We start from the raw sequence: 18,721 nt of genomic DNA, 5'->3' as shown, positions 1-18,721 counted from the left end.
TGCAAAAGTCAGGCGGCCATTTCGGCCTCCAGTCGGCGCAGTTCCTCGACTTGTGGTTTGGAGAAACCGGCAAGCAGTTTGTAGACAACGGGTGTAACAAACAGTGTGGCGAGCGTGGCCAAGCCCAAGCCTCCGACAATCACCCAGCCCAAAGACACGCGGGCTTCGGCACCGGCGCCTGTCGACAAAACCAGTGGCACGCCGCCCAGCACCGTTGATATCATCGTCATCATGACGGGGCGCAGGCGCTGCAATGCGGCTTGCTCTGCGGCATCGCCAACCGACAGCCCCTGATCGCGCAACTGGTTGGCAAATTCGACGATCAGAATGCCGTTCTTGGCCATGATCCCGACCAACAGGACAAGCCCGATCTGGCTATAGACGTTCAGGCTGATCCCCGTGAAAGCCAACGCAAAAACGGCGCAGGCCAAGCCAAGGGGCACGGTTCCCACGATGATAAGACTGCTAAGAAAGCTTTCGAATTGCGCGGCCAGCACCAGAATGACGATCACAATGGCAAAGCCGAACACCATGCCAAGCCCGCTTGAGGTTTCATCGAGCGTTGCGGCCTCTGACAGTGGAATGAGGCCTGAGTCGGAGGATAAAATCGGCTCTGCCGCTGTTTGGAGCCGTTCGATCCCATCGCGCAGCGCAAGGCCGTCGGACAGCTCTGCGGTGATCACGATGGCGCGCAATTGTTCTTCGCGATCAAGTGACGGGGCAACGGCCATTTCCTCAATCGTTACAATTGACGACATCGGGACGAAACGCCCATCCGACGCCATCAGAAATATGTTTTCAAGGTCGGTAGGATCATCGATCTGATTGGTCGTTGAGATCAGTTTGACCGGAATAGCGTCGCCATCCACGAAAACCTCGCTGACCTCGTTGCCATCAAGCAGGGCTTGCATTGCCCCGGAAAGCCCGGTGATGTCGATGCCCAGATCATCAGCGCGTTCACGGTCGATATTGATGAAAATCTGGGGCTGCGTGGTTTCATATGACAGCTGGATCCGCCCCATTTCGGGATCGTTTTCCAGTTCTGTTTTCAAGGCATTCGCAGCGTCGGCCAGTTCACCATAGTCGTTCCCTGTAATCGCCATGCGCAGACCTGAACCCGCGCCCCTGATGCCCAACGAATTGGGCTGAATGACAAAGGCGCGCACCCCAATGACGCTGGATATAACACGGTTCATTTCGTTAACGATTTCATCCTGACTGCGGGTGCGTTCGTCCCAAGGGGCGAGGGTCATAACCATAAAGCCTTCGTTGCTGGCGCCGCGTCCTGCGATGGAAAAGATGTACTCGACTTCCCCACTTTCGCGGAAAGGCTGCAACAGGGCTTCGATCTGGTTCTGTTTGCTTTCGGTGTAGGCAAGGCTGACACCTTCGGGCGCATTGATGCGCAACAAAGCAACCGCGCGGTCCTCTGGCGGGGTCAGTTCTTCGTCAAGGGTGCCATAAGTGATCCAAGCCGCAGTTGCGAACATGGCAGCAGCTGTCAGCACGACAAGCGGTGCAGCAAGACAGGCGCGCAAAATCGCGGCGTAAAACCGGCTGAAGGCGCCGCCGAGGCGCATCATGGGGCCCGGTTTTGCAGTTTCGTCATCGACCGGTTTTTCGGTCAAAAGCCGCGACGCAAGCATAGGGCAAAGCGACAACGCCACAAAAGATGAAATCGTCACAGCAATGGCCAGGACATAGCCGAATTCCCGAAACAGGCCGCCGGATGTGCCAGGCAGAAATGACAGTGGCACAAAGACGGCCGCCAAGGTGGCTGTTGTCGTGATCACTGCAAAAAAGACCTCGCGGGTGCCGCGCACCGCAGCCGCGCGCGGGGGCATGCCAGCATCGCGTTTCTTGACGATGTTTTCCAAGACAACAATCGCATCGTCGACAACCATGCCCGTGGCCAAAACCAGTGCCAGCAAGGTGATGATATTGATGGAAAATCCAGCAAGCCATATCCCCCCGACGGTCCCGATCAATGCAACGGGTAAGGTCAACGCCGGGATCAATGTTGCACGGATATTGAGAAGGAAAATATAGATCACAGCCACCACAATGACGATGGCAAGGCCAAGCGATTTCAGGACCTCAAGGATCGCGCCGTTGATGAATGTCGCGTCATCGCTGGTCACATCGATTTCGACGCCATCGGGCAGCCCATCGCGCATGTCCTCCACAACTGCATGGACATCGTTTGAAATGCTCAATGTGTTGGAACCTGCTTGGCGCACGATGCCCAGCCCAATACCCGTCTGACCATTGGCGCGAAGCACCGAGGATCCGGTGTCCGGCCCCAGACTAACGACGGCAACGTCTGCCAAACGGACATTGTCGGCAATGATCAGGCGTTCGAATTCTTCGGTGGTTTGCAATCCGGCAGCGGCGCGAATTGTAAAATCCTGCGCGTTGCTTTCCAGCGAACCGGCTGGAACATCAAGGGCCACGTCATCTAACGCATCTGCTAAATCCGCGATCGTCAAGCCGCGCGTTGCAAGTTGTGTCTGATCAATATCAATCAAAAACGTCTGTTCACGGTCGCCAAAGACCGAAATGTCCGCGACACCTTCGACGGCGGCGAAATGGTCAATGATTTCATCCTCAACCATGTCGGTCAGCGCGTCGATCTCCATGGTTTCGGACGTAACGGCAAGCCGCATGATCGGCTGTGAATCCGCGTCGGCCTTGACGACGGTGGGGTCGCCGTCGATTTCATCGGGCAGGTTGTTGCCGATGCGGCTGATCTGATCGCGCATGTCGGATGTGGCCACTTCAAGATCGGTGCTTGTTGTGAATTCGACCGTGACTCTGCTTTCTTCATAGGACGACGAAGATGACATCGATTTGACACCTGACACTTGTGCTGCGGCGGATTCGATAACGCTGGTGACTTCTTGATCCATGGTTTCAGATGACGCGCCGGAATAGGAGGTCGAGATGCTGATTGTCGGGCTGTCAACCTCGGGTAGCTCGCGAATGGCGACGCCTGATAGGGCGGCCAAACCGCCAACGAGGATCAACAGATTAACGACAATCGCCAGCACAGGCCGACGCACGAAAAGGGCAGTCATATCGGAAATATTGGCCGATGTCGGGGCAGGTGGGGTTTGCGCCATCTTGTTACCCTCCGGTCTTTGTTGGAACGGCGGTTTCCCCGCCTGCGTCTGCGACGCTGCCATCTGTTGTCGCGTCAGATTGAACGGTGACAGCAACACCGTCGCGTACGTTCAACGTGCCTTCTGTGACCACATGTACGCCTTCGGCAATATCGGCCTCGATCAGGACTGCGTCAGCATTGCGCTGCACGATCTGCACGGGGACGCGTTTGGCCACACCATCCGTTACGGCCCAGACATAAGATCCCTCTGCATCCCATTGCACCGCTAACGGGTCCACCGACGGATACGTGTCGCCGTCAAACGCCATGGAGATCGCAAATGACATACCGGGTCGCAACAAGTCTGCTGTGTTCTCGATCAATGCCCGCACCTGAAACGTGCGGCTGTCCGTTTCCACCCGACTGCCAATTGCGCTGACCGTGCCGATAAATTCATCCGCTGACAGCGCCAGTGGGTTGGCCTTTACAGGCTGACCGATCGCCACAAAGCTGGCAAATCTTTCCGGCACCCAGAAATCCACGACGATCTGTGATCGGTCATCAATCATCGCAATTTCTGTTGCGGTGGTGACGTAATCGCCAACCTCGACGGGAACGATCCCCACAACACCACCGATTGGTGCGAAAACGGATCGGTTTTCCAATGCAACATTGGCCTCGCGCAAGGCAAGTTCGGCATCGTCGCGGGCGGCCAGCAAGGTATCAAGGTCAGCTTGGGACGCGGCGCTGGCCTGACCAAGGCTTGCATAGCGTGTGTATTCGGCTTGCGCGGATCGCAAAACCACCGCGGCGCGGTCGCGGGCGATTTCCTCGGTGTCTGCGTTCAATTGCGCCAGCAGATCACCACCGGCAACCACGTCACCCGAACCAACAGCGACTTGGGTCAAAACGCCCGCATCAAGCGGCACAACGGAAACGGATCGAACCGCTTCACTGGATCCTACAGCTTGTACTTGCGTGCTGATTGCCCCAGTCGAGATCGGGGCAGTGATTACGGCTGTCGCCGATCGGCCACCACCGGGACGGCCCGTTGCCTCATCATTTGGATCATCGGGTAAGGCAATCATTGAAATTAAATTCGCAGGCACGCCCAAGCTGTTAAGGACGGCATGTGATGCGGGATAATAGCGGGCCATGGCAATGGTGGCACAGGTTACAAGAACGAGTGTCACTGCCATTTGTTTCAGAAGGTTCATTATTTTATCCGTTAACAAGGGCTTACATAGCCAATTGCGATCGTTTATTTTATGAAACAAGGCACTTGTTATCACGGGACTTGGCGGGATTATGGTGTCTGCCAAGCCTTACTTTCACATTATACGCTGCGACGCGGCATTTCCGCCGCAAGTCTTTGCGGTCGGCTGTTTGTTGCTAGGTTCCGGTCCCGCAAAACGATGAATGTGCCGCCCTTAATCAGAACAAATCATTGCTGAGCACCGGTACACGCAAAATGACGCCCCCTGCGTCGACGTCCCAAATTTTGAGAGACGGTTCGTAAAATGCCGCAGCCCGGCCAGTGGCAGACGGGCAGGAAGCCAATCGTCGCCGCACTCTGCTTTCGGTCAGATCATGGCGTTTTTACATGCCGATAGGGACGCCGTTCATTGTCGCCCCTTGATCTGGACTGACACTCGCGCGCAAATTGATGTTCGGCGCAAAGATCACCCCATGTGTCAGACACAGACCCTGCCTATCAGCCGGACAACACGCCGGTCTCGTATGGGCAGAATTGGTCATACTGCATGATCACCGAAGAATTGACGATCTGAATGACCCCGATACACGGCGCCTCTGCACTTGGGGTGAATGTCTTCCACGTCCATTCGGGACGCGGCGGGGGGGCTTGGTAAAGCACCGAACGCATTGTCGCGAAAGGAATATGGTCGATCGTTCCGGTTATCGGGCGATGGACATGGCCCATGAACACATATTTCACACATGTGAAACCAGAAATCAGATCGACAAAGGCCTGTCCGTTTTCCATGTTCTCTGTGTCTTGCATCGGTAGGCCCAAGGCAATTGGGGGATGATGTAGGAATAAAAACACTGGCGTGGTCCCGGCGTCGCGCAGCGTCTTAGTGAGCCATGCGCTGCGGTTCTGACAAAATTCACCTGCGTCTGATCCGGTCTTATGTGTGTCCAGACACACGATCAGCCCTTGGGGCGTTCTGATTGTGTATTGTATGAAATCTTGCATGCAGGTTTCGGGCAACTCGAACGATTGTTTGAACAATGTGCGATTGTCGTGATTGCCGGCCATGGGGCAGTAAGGCATCGACAGGGTGTCTAGTTTTTTGCGCAATCCTGCGTAATCTTCATGCGTTCCTCGGTTCACCATATCGCCTGTGATCAAACACATACTTGCATCAGAATGATGCGTATTGATGTGATCTATTGCGGCGTCCAGACGCGCGCGGGGATCATGGCCCAGCACGCGACCTTCCTGCGTATAGTGGGGGTCTGACATCCATATCAGTTTGGTCATAGCGATACCCAGTCCAAGGTTTACGGTTTCGATGCACGCAGAACGATTGCGCCAAAAATTGTTACGAGTGTTGAGGCGACTTTGACCAGATCAAGCCGTTCTTTCAGAACACCCACCCCGATCAGCAGTGCGAAGACGATAGATGCTTCGCGCAATGCGGTGACAAGGGCGATTGGCGCCTGCGTGAAGGCCCAAATGACCAACCCATAGGCAATGAAGGACGCCGTGCCACCCATCAGACCTAAGACCACCACCTCGCGGTTTGATTTTAACACCGCAAATGTTCGGGGTCTGCGCATCATCATCCAGCCCCCCAACCCCAAAGCGTTGCCGATGGCGGCCCAGCTCCAATATCCCAGTGCGCTCGACCCCAGCCGCGCACCGATCCCGTCCACCAAAGAATAAGCGGCGATAAACCCCCCTGTGCACAGCGCCATCGCCACGGCGCGTGGATTGCGCACGCCATTTTCGCGCCGCACCAGCGCCAATGAAATCAAGCCAATCACAATGAAGGCCACACCCGCAATTTCCATGCGGGAAAATGAAACGCCAAGGATCGCGATTGAGACCACCATAACCGTGACCGGCGCGGATCCTCTGGCGATAGGATAAACAAGCGTCAGATCTCCGGCGCGATACCCCGCGATCAGGAACAGCTGATACCCAAGATGCAACACGACACTGCCGATGATCCATGGCAGCGCGGCTGTATCAATAGGCGGCGCAAAGGACAGGGCAAGCAATGCGATTGGCACGTGCCCAAGGGTCACTGCAAGCATCATAGCGTGTTTGTCTGCACTTCCCTTGACCACAGAATTCCAGACGGCGTGCAAAAGCGCCGCACATAGGACCGCGATGAAGACCGGCGTGCTCATCGTGTGGCCTTGCGGGCGTATGTGCGCGATCGGTCGTCCAAGGTCGCGCAGTGCAATTCGAACATGTGATTGTCATGGTCGTAAAAATAACTGGCATCGAAAACCTGCGTCAGGAATGCCTCCATCTTATCGAGATCGCGAACGATAAACGTCATGTGCGAAGGCCTTCGATCATTGTGTTTCTTCGTTTATGTGATGGGTGTCAGAGTTCAAACGGCCGTCAATTCGATTGGCAGTTTGAGGGCGATCAGAAGAAACGCCACCGCGAGCATATTTGGACCCGCCGTCATCCGTGCGAAGGCTAGAATCCCGGACGGTGTAACAAGGGAAAAGGTAATTTCAGACTGCGGCATGAGATCGATTTTCTTGGATTTGGGTCTTGGAGTTCGAGACCTATGCCACGCGTGGTCGGGCGTTGACCAACCATGTTTTCAAGCCTAGAGTTTAGAAAACCTAATACCATAGGCGACCCTTTGCAGAACCTTAACCTCAACTCCCTCAGGATATTCGCGGCCGCCGCCCGCCATGGTAATTTCCTGTTGGCCAGCGCAGAACTGAAACTGTCGCAGGGGGCTGTTTCGCAGCGCATCAAACAGCTTGAACTTGAATTGGGGCTGCAGTTGTTTGAACGCGAAGCCCGCGGCGTATCCTTGACGAAAGCAGGGCAGGAACTGGCCCAAACCGTTGAAAAAGCGCTTGGGTTGCTTGAACAGACCACGCGCCGGATCAAGACATTTGGCAGTGAAATCACGATGCATGTGTCGCCTTCGATTGCGCGAAAATGGCTGACGCCGCGACTGCCGAGGTTTTCCAGACAGCACCCTGATGTCCAGCTTTCGATTGAGGCGCGTGCCGACGTATTGGCGCGACCCTTGCACCACAATGAAATTGCGATGCGCCACGGGAAGGGTTTTCCTGCGGTGGCCGGGCAGCACATGAGCGCCCTTGTTGAGGTAGAACTCATTGCGGTGTGCAACCCTGATTTGGGCGGCCTCGGCCCGACACCTGACATCCAACGAATTCTAACTGCACCCCTTATCCAAGACACCCACCGTCGATGGGACACGCTGTTAGAACGATGGCACACCACCACGTTGTCCGAGCCGCTGAATTTCAACTCTGCGTCCTTGGCGATTGATGCGGCAGTCAATGGACAAGGCGTTGCGATTGTTCCTTCGCTGTTTGTGCAAGACGATATCGCAGCGGGCCGCCTGCGCAAAATCTGGACGGCCCAGGACCCGTCAGGGGAACATCTTTTTCTGGTATGGCCCAAGCAAAGCATCGCCTTGCACCCAATGAAGGACGTGCTGGCATGGATCGAGGGTGAGTTCGGGTTGGATGCGTCTGCATAAGGGTTAGCTTTCGGTCCTGACTGGGGCGAAACGAGCCATAAACAGCAGGGTCAAAACAAGCGGCGGGATCGCGGTCAGCGACAGCACGGTCCAACCCATGCTTGTCACGATTGCACCTGATCCGAACGCGCACACCGTTGAAACCAGCGCAATGATTGTGTTGTTTGCGCCCTGCACAAAAGCGCGATCTTCCGCCGGAACGACCTGCACAAGCATCGTGGTCGCCCCAATAATTCCGAAATTCCACCCCACGCCCAACACGATCAGCGACCCGTAGAAATGGGGTTGGGTTAGCCCGCTTGCCGCGATTGCAGCAGACAGGATCGTCAAGGCGAGCCCGATCACTGCGATTGGCGTTACGCCGTATCTTTTGATCAGAAAACCGGTCACAAAACTTGGCGCGAACATTGCAACGACATGCCAGCGGATAACGTCTCCGGCCGTCTCCTCGCTGAAGCCACACCCGATCATCGCAAGCGGCGTGGGCGACATCAACAAGACCATGATGGCCTGCGATACCGTACCAATGACAATGGCAGTCAGGACGGGGCGGTGCCAAAGTGCTGCACGTTTGTTGGTATCGCTGCGCGCACCGACGCCTTGCTTTGACACGACCGGCTTTGACATGAACAAAAGCGGCGCAATGCCAATCAGGCTGAGCGCCGACAGCGCCCCGTATGCGCCCGCAAGGGGCACTGCTGCAATGTAGTCTTTCGTGATGATGAACAGCTGGGGGCCCGCGAATGCCGCAATCAATCCTGACGTCAGCATCAACGAAATCGCAATCGGTTGCCACTTTTCAGAAACAACCTCGGCCGCAGCAAACCGGAAATATTGATAACACGCGAGGGCGGCACCCAAGGCGGCATGGCCGATGCACAAAAGGAAAAAGCTGGATTGCATCAGCGCGACTACACAAAGAGCACCGCCAACGACGGCCAAAGCCCCACCAACAATGAACCCGATTTTGCGCCCATACCGCCCCATCATCCAGGCAAATGGTCCAGTCGCCAAAAGCCCTGCCAACATCTGTACCGATGGTGGAAATGTCACCAATGTCGGTGATGGCGCAAGGCCCAGGCCAGCCAAGCCGCCAAGAATAATCAGCATCGGCATCGCCGCGGACAGGATCGTGTTCGCACTGATCAATGCAATGAAGTTGATGTTAGAACGCAAGGAGGATGACATGAAAATTCTCGTTTCAAATGAGTTGACACATCACGTCATAACCGAGATGTAATTTGTCATGAATGCCAAACAAGCATCAAAAATGGACAAACGTCCGCGCCCGCGAACGCTGGATGTTTTTATATTCGAAGGGGTCAATATCCTTGACGTGGCGGGGCCTGTTCAGGCGTTCGATACCGCACGATTTGATGCACAAAAGATGTATCATCACCGATACGTCAGTCTGGATGGCCGCCCCGTGCGTGCGTCATGCGGGTTGACGTTGATGGCAGATGGCCAGTTGTCCGATCAATCACCCGCCGATGATCTGCTTATCCCGGGTGGTGGCGTTGATCAGTTTCTGGGGCACGATGCGCTTTTACAAATTGTAGCTGCCAAAGCCAGTGCGTCTGGTGACGGACGGATCATATCTATTTGTTCAGGGGCGCTCATTCTCGCGGCCGCCGGGGTGCTGGACGCGTGTGTTGCGACGACCCATTGGCGGCGCGAAGCCAAGGTTCAAACCTATCCAAATGTGCTTTGGGATCTGGACAGGATCAGCACGGAGTCTGAGCGTATTTATACGTCGGCAGGTGTGACAACGGGGATCGATTTGGCCTTGGCAATTATTCGACAAGATTGCGGGAATGCAGCGGCGCTTGAAGTTGCGCGCGAAATGGTTGTTCAACTGCGTCGAACGGGCGGGCAAAGCCAGTATGCCATGCATTTGGCGGGACAATTTACACCCGATGATCACCTGACGCGCCTGATCGAAAATATCGTAGCACAGCCAGAACGCGACTGGACGCTGGATGCGCTGGCGACGGGTGCAGGGATGAATTCCAGAACGCTCAGCCGTCGGTTCAACAAATACCTCGACCTGCCGCCCGCGCAATTCGTCGAAAAAATCCGTGTCGACCATGCACGCGGTTTGCTGTCCGACAATATCCCTTTGCAAACGGTCGCCGTCAAAAGCGGCTTTGGTGATTTACAACGTATGCGTCGGGCTTTCCAACGAAGATTCGGCATCAATCTGGGCGAATATCTGTCCGTGTTTGGCCCCGACACCCACACAAAGGAAGACTGAGGCAGGATGACATTTAGACCATGGGAAACCGAAGCAATGCGCCCATGGATTTGAGATGGTTCGCGTTTCAAATTCTGATCGCCGCAGCGCCAGGCCGTAGCCAACGGTTTGTGATCACTGGTCGGGTTGAATAAGACCGAGGCCACGAAGGTAAACGCCAATGCCAGATTCCAACAAATCCTCCGGCGGGAATGGTGATTTGGTTCCCGGTGATCCGCGGGCGAACAGTTCTACCACGCCGTGGCTCATCGCCCAGATGTGCGCGCTGAACATTTGTGGTGGTGGGCGCATGTCCTCCGGGATGTGCATCGACAATTCTGTCGCCGCTTTTTCGAGAACGCCCATTGCGCGGGTCGCGACTTCGTTGAGTTCGGGGGTGCGCTGAATAGAAATACCGGATTCAAACATCGCCACGTAGTGACCGGGGTACTTGCGCGCAAAGGCCAAATAGGCGCGACCCGTGGCAGAAAACGAGGCCATCGCCGATGGCTGGCCCTTTTCGTAGGCGTATTCCATCAGGTCGGCGAAAATCTCGTAGCCTTGGCGCGCGGCCTCGGCGATCAGCTCATCACGCCCATCGAAGTGGCGATAGACGGCAGCGGGGGTCACGCCAGCCTCGCGGGCGGCTTCGGACAGGGTGAATCCGGTTGGGCCTTTTTCTTCGATCAAACGCAATGCGCCATCCACCAGCGCGCGCTTTAGATCGCCGTGGTGATAGCCCCGTTTAGCCACGAATAAACTCCGGCCCGCCAACGATTTCAGGGTCAACATCCCCGATCGCGTTTGTGTCTTTGCCGGTATAATCCAGCGCATTCAGCACCAGCCGGATCGCATTAACCCGCGCGCGGCGTTTGTCAGCACTGCGCACGACATTCCAAGGGGCGGCGTCGGTGTGGGTTTTGTCTAAGGTTTCAGTGATGGCGGCGGTGTAGTCGTCCCATTTCTTAAGGCCCTCGACATCGATCCAGCTGAGTTTCCACTGCTTCAGGGGGTCGCTTTCACGATCCAGAAACCGCTGCAACTGCGCGGCACGATCGACGTTTAGCCAGATTTTGAAAACCTTGATGCCTTCGTCGACCAGCATCTGTTCAAAAGGTTGGACCTGATCGAACCATTTATCGCGCTGTGCGTCGTCGCAAAAGCCGAATACCTTTTCCACGACGCCACGATTGTACCAGGACCGATCAAAGAAAACCACTTCACCTTCGGTTGGCAAGTGTTTGATATAACGTTGAAAATACCACTGGCCGCTTTCGGTTTCTGTGGGCTTTGACAGCGCGACCACACGTGCACCGCGTGGGTTCAGATTTTCGCGAAACCGTTTGATGGTACCGCCTTTGCCAGCCGCGTCGCGCCCTTCAAACACGATGGCTATCCGTTGGCCCGTGTCTTTGGCCCAGCGGTGCATTTTGACCAGTTCAACCTGCAATGCCTCAAGCGCGGCATCATAATCGCTGCGTTTCCATTTCTTTTCATATGGAAAATTCGTGGCAAGAATTTCACCCTTTTTAGCGCCATCGATTTCAGCGCGCACATCTGCCGGGGCGTCTTCGGCAAAGTAGCGGCTGATGTCTCCGTCAAAGGGTAGGTCTGTCATGGGTTGGCCTTTATTCATGGGTCGGTGGGTCACTATGGGTTGCGGCGTGGCTCAGCGCAATCCGGCTTGCGCTGCGATGCGGTCAATCGCGTCCACGACCAATTGGGGTTCCGCGTGGTGGGGCATATGCCCAACGCCTTCCAACACGGTCAGATTGGCCTGCGGGACAGCGTTTTTCAGCGGGATTGAATGGATGTCGAGGGGGACGGTTGTATCAAGATCGCCGTGCAAAATCTCAATCGGCATGGTGAGTTCGGCGGCGTAGCGCGGTGACATGGCAACGATATGAGGGCGCAACGTGTTCACCTGACGTGCATTGGCGCGAAAGCTTGCGGGGCGGATGGTGAGGGTCGCGCCGATATGATCAAGGTAGCCGTCGGGCACCGATTGGGGCGTGAATATCCCTGTCACGGCGTCTTCTATGCGGGCATCGGTGGCAAAGGCGGATATCAGCGGCGGCACAATCGCGCCGCCCAAAACCGACCCGTTAACCTTATAATACGCGCCAAGATCGCCAGGCCAAGGATGGGACGGACCGGCGAGGTTTACAACGCCCGCCGTGTTACCTGGGTGGTTCAGCGCCCAAGCGAGCGCGACAGAACCCCCATAAGAATGACCAAGGACAATCGGCGCGTCAGCCCCAATCGCGGCAGCGGCGGCCTGTAACATCGCGGCCTGTTCTTCGGGGCCTTCTGCGTCGGTCGTAAAGGCGCTGTCGTATTTGTCTGCCGTACGGTCCGTAAATCCTAAACCGGGGCGATCAAACACGATGACACGGTAGCGATCCGTTAAACGATCTATGAAATCGAATGTGAATTCACGCGCGTTGCCACCCGCACCATGGATCAGCACCACATCAGGGCCTTCGCCGCGCACCACGGCGTGCACTTTGCGCCCACCGACGTCAATAAACTGGCCTTCGGGCGGGAATTCACGTTCAGCGGCAGTGACACGCGCATCAGACTGCCTGTCCGTCAGCGCGGCACAGCCCGCAAGTGCGGCGATGGATAAAGTTGCGATAATTTTAACGGCCACGGCTGTACCTTGCTTCATGTTGCTTCCCTTTACATAAGCGTCATGAAGAAGAACGCAAACAACGCACTAAAGGTTTCGCCTATTCCGTCACGTTCTTATGGGCACCTGATCCGGTGCGCAGGTCTGTGCTGCTCAACCCGATCTGTTCGATGTCATAGGGCGTCGTCAGATAAATTTCCGAAATCCAGTTGCCATACAAAAGATGCGCATGACTGCGCCACCGATTAAGAGGCGTCTGCGTCGGATCATCATCAGGAAAGTAGTTGAGAGGGACCTGAATTTCCGCGCCTTCAATCTGGTTGGACGCAAGATCGCGTTGGTATTCCTGCGCCAGTGTATCGCTGTCATATTCAAAATGGTTGAACACGTAGATGGCGCGATGATCCGGATCTTCGACCAGCGCCGGGCCAACCTCGTTTGAATCGAGCAACGTGGTTAATCCAGCGGCGTCAATCTCGTCGCGCTTCATTTCGGTCCAACGGCTGACAGGCATGATGAATTCGTCAGAAAACCCACGCAAATAAGGGCTTTGCGGGGCGAAGTTCATGTGACGATAGCATCCGAACAGCTTATCCGTCAGCAGGTGCTTTTTGACACCGTGGAAGTGGTTGATCATCGCCATGCCACCCCAACACACTCCAAACGTGGAATGCACGTTGGTCTGGGTCCAATCCATGATTTCGCGCAGTTCTTCCCAATAGGTCACGTCCGTGAAATCGAGGTGTTCAATCGGCGCACCTGTGATGATCAAACCGTCGAATTTCTGGTCCTTCACGTCTTGGAACGTACGATAGAATTCTTTCATGTGATCGGCGGCCGTGTTGCGGGCCTCGTGTTCGGACATGCGGATCAATGTCAGTTCAATCTGCAACGGCGTCGCGCCGATCAGACGGGCGAACTGGTTTTCCGTCTGGATCTTTTTGGGCATCAGATTGAGGATTCCGATGCGCATCGGGCGGATGTCCTGCAGATCACCCGCAGCATCGCCCATCACCATCACACCTTCGCGCGACAGCACATCAAAGGCGGGCAGGGATCGGGGAAGGCGGATGGGCATTGTTTTCGTCCTGAATTGATTAAGAGTGGCAGGTAGGTGGCTTAGGCGTTTCGTGCAAGGGCGTCGGCAATAAGCGCGTTGAAATCAGTTTCATCGCGTACTTTGGCCATATCGTGGGCCTGCACCGTGACACCCCAGTTTTTGGCCATCGCAGCATAGCGCGGTTGGCGGTGGGCCAGTGCGCGCGCATAGGTCCAGCGGATGAAGGTATCAGGATCAACATCACCTTCCTGGGCGTTGTTTTCGCTCAGATATTCGCGCCACGCGTGCAGCAGGAATTCGGGTTGATACGCCATCGGTTTGGGGGCTTTGTCAAACCGCGCCACAAGGTCGGCGGTATGATCTTCGCTGCCCTCAATCCAAACCATTAAAGCGTGGTCAGACAACAGATTGAGCAGCGGATCGGACGGGTCATCCGCATCCACCCATTCACAAATCGAACCGCCCGTATCGCAGACAAAATGCGGGTAATCATAAAGCGCCTTAGCGCGGTCGATGAAATAGGGCGTGTCACGCAGGGCGTCGATCTCTGCACGGTGGAACTGATCCTGTCGGCGCTGGTATTCTGCCATGGGCAGACCACCGCGCGCGGGATCACCGGGCTTGCCCAGATAGGTGCTGACGGGGGTCAGATTGTCGAAAGTGATATTGGACGCGATGTGAATGCTATCGCTCATCAACAGCTCGCGCAGGAACGGCACTTTCATCGCTTCGGCCTTGGCATTGTCGGCGATGAATTCGCCCATGTAGCGCGTGCCAATGCGGTAATCCACAGAGTAGTGGAACCAATCGCCCGTATCGCGCAACATATTGGAGACATAGGTTTTTCCCAGTCCCGACATGGCGAAAATCAGAACACGCTTTTGCGCGGCGGCGGTCCAGTCAAAGGCAGAATGATACAACATGGCCTAGGGGTAGCGTTTGAGCGCGAGAGGGGCAACGAAAAAGCCCCGCACGGATTAGGTGCGGGGCCTAAAGTCTGTTCTATCAACCAGATTAGAAGGAGTATGCGACTTTCAGACCGACTGCCAATGCCGTGCTGTCTGTGAATGACGCAACCGCTTGGCCGCCTACACCCGCATCCGCATCACCAAGCATGGTGTAGTTCACGCCACCGGAAATGGTCATGCCGTCTGATTCATATCGTCCACCCAAGGAAATACCAATCTGACCGTCATTTGGACCCAGCGGGGAGACAGTGGAACCATCACCAGTTGCCTCATACGTCACCGTAAGAGAGCCTGCGAATTCTTCGCTAAAGCGACGCGCAATCCCGAGCGACCAGCGGTAGCTGTCATCAAGGTCAGCAAGGTCAGTCCCAAGACGGGTTGGGATAACGTCAAAATCGCCCCAATTTGTCCAACGCAAGGATGCATTCAATAGGGTGTTTTCAGCAATACCTGTCTGGAATTCCACATTCACGGATTGCGGCGTAAAGAAATCGATTGTGCTGGCTGTATTCGCCCCGCCGATATCTTCGGACGTCGAGTTATCGTGGTCGACTTCGGAATGGTACGTAATTGCAGCACGAAGGGCGATATCTGGGATCTCATAGGCGACACCAAAGGAATATCCTAAGCCCCAGTCATCATCCAACTGCAATTGGTAACCACCGGTTGCCGCGATGCCCGCGGATTGTGTCGTTACTGCTGCACCCAGTGACGCCAAATCTGTCCCAGCCGGATCACCCGCCGCGGAACGCAGTGCATTAAAGCCCGCAACAGCGGCCGGAACACCTGCAAGCGCGCCGCCCAAAATCTCCGTCGTGAGGCCCGGGATTGCAGCCGCCGTGGCGCCTGCAACACCAGCTGTCGCAAGTGCACTCTGATATGCTGTACCATTCAGACCAATTTCACCGCTGACACGCTGCGCGCGCAAGCCACCGAAAACGCTGAAACGGTTATCGATTTGGTACTTTGCAATGGCAGAAAACGCATCGCTTTCCAGTGCGGCTTTGGTGCCCGACAACGTGCCAAGGCTTGGGTCACCGTTATAGAAAATATCCGCGCCAAATGGTTGGTCGTAAATCAGTCCGAATGACAGGTCGCTGTTTATCTCGCCTGTGTAGCTCGCACCGAGTTGGATGTACGAGGCGCCGACATCGTAATTTACGGTCCCATCAGTACCGGTAACAGATGGCATGATATAGCCAAGACTTACGTCTGACGTACCGTCTTCATTGAAAATCGAAAGCACTGATTGGCCCGAACGGTCAAGACCACCCGCCGCCGCAATAGATGTCGTCAAAAGCAGGGCTGTGCCTGCTGTCATATACGTTTTCATGTCCCTAATCCCTTATCCATGAGTGTGTTGGATATCTCCTCGAGATACCCTAGGGAGGCTGCGACATTTTGGTCAATTACAATCCTTTGATGACGCTACGTCCAAGTGTGATGCGTAACGATTAGGCGACAAAAAAACTACACTTTGGCCCGCTGAGCGTAGGTAATGTTAAGATAATTGGCCCCGAAGATCACGGCGGCACCCACAAACACCCACGGATCGAGGGGCTCGTTGTAGAGTTGTGCCGCAACAATCGCGATGACGGGCAAGCGGACAAAATCAATCGGCATGACCACACTGGCCGGCGCCAGGGACAGGGCCGTCGTAAGACAAAAGTGGGCAATCAGGCCCGCGAACCCGATCATGACGATCCAGGGCAGCGCATCGCGTGAGGGCAGGGCCATATCGCCGTCAAACCCCGCACCGATCAAACCGAAGGCCGCCTGCATCGCGGTAAGCCAGAACATAATACATGTGATGGTCTGGGTCCGTGTCAGTTTGCGTGTAAAAATCGCACTGAAAGCAAAACCAACCGCCGCGCTCGCCGCTGCAATGGTGCCTGATGTGATCGCGGTTTCAAACGGCTGCGTGACGATGATCACGCCGATAAACCCACCAACAGCCGCGACTGCGCCAACACCCGTGATCTTTTCCCGCAACAGAACCGGAGCGAGCAAGATAACCCAAATAGGTGAGGTGAATTCGAGCGCAAACAATTGCGTCAGTGGAATGATCGGAAGGGCGTAAAACCAAAGGTTCTGGCCCGCAAAATGTGACAGATTTCGAAGACCATGAAGACCGATCTGGCTGGTGTTGATCTGGCGCAGCGTGCCCGCAAGGCTGGCGGCGATCAAAACGACAACAAGGCCCGTTATGCTGCGATACAGCATGATTTCGAAGGTATCGAGTTCCAGACTGACGACGCGGCCCGCAATCGCCATGGAGGTAAACGCAAGGATCGCACCTATCATCCAAAGCGTTGCGCGAAGACTGTTTGACATATGCGGGGTCCATTCTGTTGGCACTTGCTGCCAGCTTGACAATAAAGGCGCAAGGGCGCGAAGTGCCGATCATGAAATTCGCGTGGATCATGTGCCTGATTGCAGGCCCGGCAATGGCTGGGCCTTTTGATGTTCTTAACGTCGCCCATGCCCTGTTTGACGATCTGCCGGATGTTCAGGACCGTACCGATTTTGACGCCCAGTGCGGCATTGGAGTGCATTCCAATCCGCACATCGGATATTGCACAACACAAAATCTGATCTTTGTGTCCGCCGGATACGCGGGACGCGATATTGCGGCCTATGAAATGGCCCATGTGCTGGGGCATGCCATTCAGGTGCGTCACGGGGTGGCGGATGTGGCATTGCGCGAAATCAGCCGACGCCGCGACGAAGAAGACGCTTTGCGCAGTATGGTCACGCGCCAGGTTGAATGTATTGCAGGCGTGTTGATGGCCACGGCGGATGAACCGCGTTTTGATTTGCGTACATTGGTGCAAGAACCATTTACCGATGCCCATTGGGGCCGCAATCCGCTAAACCTCGGGCCGCGCGTGTCTATCGGGACCGAGGCGCGCGCGCAGTGGTTTGATATCGGGTATGGCGCGCAGGATTTTGCGGCCTGCACCGTGGAGGAAATGTCGGCTGATCTGATTGTAGAGGCGCTGCGCTAACCTGTGGTGCAACTGCCAACCAACAGCAGAGGCGTTTCACCGTCTTGCGTCAATATTCGGACAGGAAATGTCGTATCTTGGGGCGGTTCAACGATCACAATCGCGCTGCTGCCCCGCCCGATCAGGGTCAAGGCACGGGGCCAATCCGCACCTTCGGTTCGAGTCTCCCATGCAATATCAAGATCAACGTCAGATTTTGTGGCTGTCTCAAACAATGTGCCGTCTTCTGTGATGGTCATGGACCACGCAGGGTCGGCCCCTTCACACAAAAATGGCAAAGGCACCGGGGTATCTTGTGCGGCGACTGGTCCGGCACAAAAGGTTATCAGGGGTAAAATCAAACGCATGATCTGACCTTAGGGCGCGACGTCAGTGAAGCCAATCCGCAGTCGCGAAAGGCACAACCGAAAAGGCCGTCGCGCGGCCCGCATTAAACCAGATCGCAATGCTTTCGCGCGCCAAGACCGGCCAATTGATACCGCGCCCGTCATCATTGGGGCGGACGTGTTCAGACATCACCATTGTCATTTTTGGTGCAGCAACGCCGAGTTCAAGGGCGGCCCAGCGAAACGACGCCCAAGATCGTGGTAAATGAAACGCTTCTGTGACCAAAACCAGTTGGTCGGCTTGCGCGATCATAGGCAGCGAAAACAGCGCGTTCTGCAATGTTGACTGGGCAAGGCCTTCTTCGATTACGGCATCGGCTGGCAGGCCAAGAGATTGCCCATACTGCGCCATCTGATTCGCAGAACTGGGGCCGTTGGGGCGGGCAATGCCCCCTGTGAACACAACAACCGGTGCCACGCCTGCATCAAAAAGCTCCACGCATTTTTCGACGCGGCGCAGGGACGCGGGGCCGAGGGTACCTGACGCGTCCATGCCAGCGCCCAGACACACAATAACGTCCGCTTGTTGAACATTGCGTACATCGTTGTCAGCCCACAAAAACGTCCACGCCAGCAGGGCAATCGTCATAACGCAGTA

At 55.7% G+C, this 18,721-nt stretch carries 18 protein-coding genes; 3 read left to right on the top strand and 15 right to left on the bottom strand.

The features are described from left to right. Positions 1 to 8: 8 nt before the first annotated feature. From L0664_RS06695 to L0664_RS06675, 5 genes are all read right to left on the bottom strand, one after another. Positions 9 to 3,122, bottom strand: a complete 3,114-nt coding sequence (locus L0664_RS06695) for an efflux RND transporter permease subunit (protein WP_235224843.1) — start codon at positions 3,120 to 3,122, stop codon at positions 9 to 11. Between the two features lie 4 nt (positions 3,123 to 3,126). After that, positions 3,127 to 4,320 carry an efflux RND transporter periplasmic adaptor subunit gene (locus L0664_RS06690; protein ID WP_235224842.1) on the bottom strand — a complete coding sequence of 398 codons (1,194 nt, stop codon included), beginning with the start codon at positions 4,318 to 4,320 and terminating at the stop codon, positions 3,127 to 3,129. 497 nt (positions 4,321 to 4,817) lie between these two features. Beyond that, the gene (locus tag L0664_RS06685; RefSeq protein WP_235224841.1) at positions 4,818 to 5,609 is read right to left on the bottom strand and encodes a metallophosphoesterase; all 792 of its coding nucleotides are present in this window, start codon (positions 5,607 to 5,609) and stop codon (positions 4,818 to 4,820) included. Between the two features lie 20 nt (positions 5,610 to 5,629). Further along, positions 5,630 to 6,484, bottom strand: a complete 855-nt coding sequence (locus tag L0664_RS06680) for a DMT family transporter (protein WP_235224840.1) — start codon at positions 6,482 to 6,484, stop codon at positions 5,630 to 5,632. Beyond that, positions 6,481 to 6,639 (bottom strand): VOC family protein, encoded by a 159-nt coding sequence (locus L0664_RS06675; protein WP_235224839.1) that lies wholly within the window; start codon positions 6,637 to 6,639, stop codon positions 6,481 to 6,483. The genes L0664_RS06680 and L0664_RS06675 overlap by 4 nt, the downstream gene beginning before the upstream one ends. A 318-nt stretch (positions 6,640 to 6,957) precedes the next feature. Between L0664_RS06675 and L0664_RS06670 the strand changes: the two genes are divergently transcribed. Then, complete coding sequence (locus L0664_RS06670; protein WP_235224838.1) at positions 6,958 to 7,836, top strand: LysR substrate-binding domain-containing protein; 879 nt, start codon at positions 6,958 to 6,960, stop codon at positions 7,834 to 7,836. A 3-nt stretch (positions 7,837 to 7,839) separates the two neighbouring features. On the opposite strand, the gene L0664_RS06665 is transcribed toward L0664_RS06670, so the two are convergent. Continuing rightward, entirely contained in the window at positions 7,840 to 9,024 is a 1,185-nt protein-coding gene (locus tag L0664_RS06665; RefSeq protein ID WP_235224837.1) for an MFS transporter, read from the bottom strand. A gap of 82 nt (positions 9,025 to 9,106) precedes the next feature. Here L0664_RS06665 and L0664_RS06660 point away from each other — a divergent pair, with 82 nt between their 5' ends. After that, on the top strand, positions 9,107 to 10,090 hold the full coding sequence (locus L0664_RS06660; protein ID WP_235224836.1) for a GlxA family transcriptional regulator: 984 nt from the start codon (positions 9,107 to 9,109) through the stop codon (positions 10,088 to 10,090). Positions 10,091 to 10,204: 114 nt separating this feature from the next. Here the strand turns inward: L0664_RS06660 and L0664_RS06655 are convergent, their stop codons facing one another. The 7 genes from L0664_RS06655 to L0664_RS06625 form a co-directional block, all read right to left on the bottom strand. Next, a complete protein-coding gene (locus L0664_RS06655) occupies positions 10,205 to 10,822 on the bottom strand; it encodes a TetR/AcrR family transcriptional regulator (protein WP_235224835.1) in 618 nt (205 codons plus the stop codon). Continuing rightward, positions 10,815 to 11,687 (bottom strand): polyphosphate kinase 2, encoded by an 873-nt coding sequence (gene ppk2 / locus L0664_RS06650; protein WP_235224834.1) that lies wholly within the window; start codon positions 11,685 to 11,687, stop codon positions 10,815 to 10,817. The genes L0664_RS06655 and ppk2 overlap by 8 nt, the downstream gene beginning before the upstream one ends. Positions 11,688 to 11,738: 51 nt before the next feature. Then, positions 11,739 to 12,740 carry an alpha/beta fold hydrolase gene (locus tag L0664_RS06645; protein ID WP_235224833.1) on the bottom strand — a complete coding sequence of 334 codons (1,002 nt, stop codon included), beginning with the start codon at positions 12,738 to 12,740 and terminating at the stop codon, positions 11,739 to 11,741. Between the two features lie 61 nt (positions 12,741 to 12,801). Beyond that, positions 12,802 to 13,779: a homoserine O-succinyltransferase gene (locus tag L0664_RS06640; protein WP_235224832.1), complete on the bottom strand. Its 978-nt coding sequence runs from the start codon at positions 13,777 to 13,779 to the stop codon at positions 12,802 to 12,804. Between the two features lie 41 nt (positions 13,780 to 13,820). Next, on the bottom strand, positions 13,821 to 14,684 hold the full coding sequence (locus L0664_RS06635) for an ATPase (RefSeq protein WP_235224831.1): 864 nt from the start codon (positions 14,682 to 14,684) through the stop codon (positions 13,821 to 13,823). A 91-nt stretch (positions 14,685 to 14,775) separates the two neighbouring features. Then, positions 14,776 to 16,062 (bottom strand): OmpP1/FadL family transporter, encoded by a 1,287-nt coding sequence (locus L0664_RS06630; RefSeq protein WP_235224830.1) that lies wholly within the window; start codon positions 16,060 to 16,062, stop codon positions 14,776 to 14,778. Between the two features lie 137 nt (positions 16,063 to 16,199). Then, positions 16,200 to 17,063, bottom strand: coding sequence for a DMT family transporter (locus L0664_RS06625; RefSeq protein ID WP_235224829.1), 864 nt, complete (start codon positions 17,061 to 17,063; stop codon positions 16,200 to 16,202). A 71-nt stretch (positions 17,064 to 17,134) separates the two neighbouring features. Between L0664_RS06625 and L0664_RS06620 the strand changes: the two genes are divergently transcribed. Beyond that, a complete protein-coding gene (locus tag L0664_RS06620) occupies positions 17,135 to 17,737 on the top strand; it encodes a hypothetical protein (protein ID WP_235224828.1) in 603 nt (200 codons plus the stop codon). Here L0664_RS06620 and L0664_RS06615 read toward each other — a convergent pair. Both L0664_RS06615 and L0664_RS06610 read right to left on the bottom strand, forming a co-directional pair. Continuing rightward, complete coding sequence (locus L0664_RS06615; protein WP_235224827.1) at positions 17,734 to 18,084, bottom strand: hypothetical protein; 351 nt, start codon at positions 18,082 to 18,084, stop codon at positions 17,734 to 17,736. The two genes, L0664_RS06620 and L0664_RS06615, sit on opposite strands and share 4 nt — an antisense overlap. 22 nt (positions 18,085 to 18,106) lie before the next feature. Next, positions 18,107 to 18,712 carry a YdcF family protein gene (locus tag L0664_RS06610; RefSeq protein WP_235224826.1) on the bottom strand — a complete coding sequence of 202 codons (606 nt, stop codon included), beginning with the start codon at positions 18,710 to 18,712 and terminating at the stop codon, positions 18,107 to 18,109. Positions 18,713 to 18,721 lie beyond the last annotated feature (9 nt).

The sequence above is a fragment of the Octadecabacter dasysiphoniae genome (genome assembly GCF_021532615.1).
In the GTDB taxonomy this organism is placed as follows: Bacteria; Pseudomonadota; Alphaproteobacteria; order Rhodobacterales; family Rhodobacteraceae; genus Octadecabacter; species Octadecabacter dasysiphoniae.
Note: the sequence above shows the minus strand (reverse complement) of the source record. Positions and strands in the feature narration are given on the sequence as shown.

Coding starts and splice junctions, on each gene's coding strand:
- L0664_RS06695 (WP_235224843.1), bottom strand. CDS start 3,122: ATGGCGCAAACCCCACCTGCCCCGACATCGGCCAATATTTCCGATATG.
- L0664_RS06690 (WP_235224842.1), bottom strand. CDS start 4,320: ATGAACCTTCTGAAACAAATGGCAGTGACACTCGTTCTTGTAACCTGT.
- L0664_RS06685 (WP_235224841.1), bottom strand. CDS start 5,609: ATGACCAAACTGATATGGATGTCAGACCCCCACTATACGCAGGAAGGT.
- L0664_RS06680 (WP_235224840.1), bottom strand. CDS start 6,484: ATGAGCACGCCGGTCTTCATCGCGGTCCTATGTGCGGCGCTTTTGCAC.
- L0664_RS06675 (WP_235224839.1), bottom strand. CDS start 6,639: ATGACGTTTATCGTTCGCGATCTCGATAAGATGGAGGCATTCCTGACG.
- L0664_RS06665 (WP_235224837.1), bottom strand. CDS start 9,024: ATGTCATCCTCCTTGCGTTCTAACATCAACTTCATTGCATTGATCAGT.
- L0664_RS06660 (WP_235224836.1), top strand. CDS start 9,107: ATGGACAAACGTCCGCGCCCGCGAACGCTGGATGTTTTTATATTCGAA.
- ppk2 (WP_235224834.1), bottom strand. CDS start 11,687: ATGACAGACCTACCCTTTGACGGAGACATCAGCCGCTACTTTGCCGAA.
- L0664_RS06645 (WP_235224833.1), bottom strand. CDS start 12,740: ATGAAGCAAGGTACAGCCGTGGCCGTTAAAATTATCGCAACTTTATCC.
- L0664_RS06640 (WP_235224832.1), bottom strand. CDS start 13,779: ATGCCCATCCGCCTTCCCCGATCCCTGCCCGCCTTTGATGTGCTGTCG.
- L0664_RS06635 (WP_235224831.1), bottom strand. CDS start 14,684: ATGTTGTATCATTCTGCCTTTGACTGGACCGCCGCCGCGCAAAAGCGT.
- L0664_RS06630 (WP_235224830.1), bottom strand. CDS start 16,062: ATGAAAACGTATATGACAGCAGGCACAGCCCTGCTTTTGACGACATCT.
- L0664_RS06625 (WP_235224829.1), bottom strand. CDS start 17,063: ATGTCAAACAGTCTTCGCGCAACGCTTTGGATGATAGGTGCGATCCTT.
- L0664_RS06620 (WP_235224828.1), top strand. CDS start 17,135: ATGAAATTCGCGTGGATCATGTGCCTGATTGCAGGCCCGGCAATGGCT.
- L0664_RS06615 (WP_235224827.1), bottom strand. CDS start 18,084: ATGCGTTTGATTTTACCCCTGATAACCTTTTGTGCCGGACCAGTCGCC.
- L0664_RS06610 (WP_235224826.1), bottom strand. CDS start 18,712: ATGACGATTGCCCTGCTGGCGTGGACGTTTTTGTGGGCTGACAACGAT.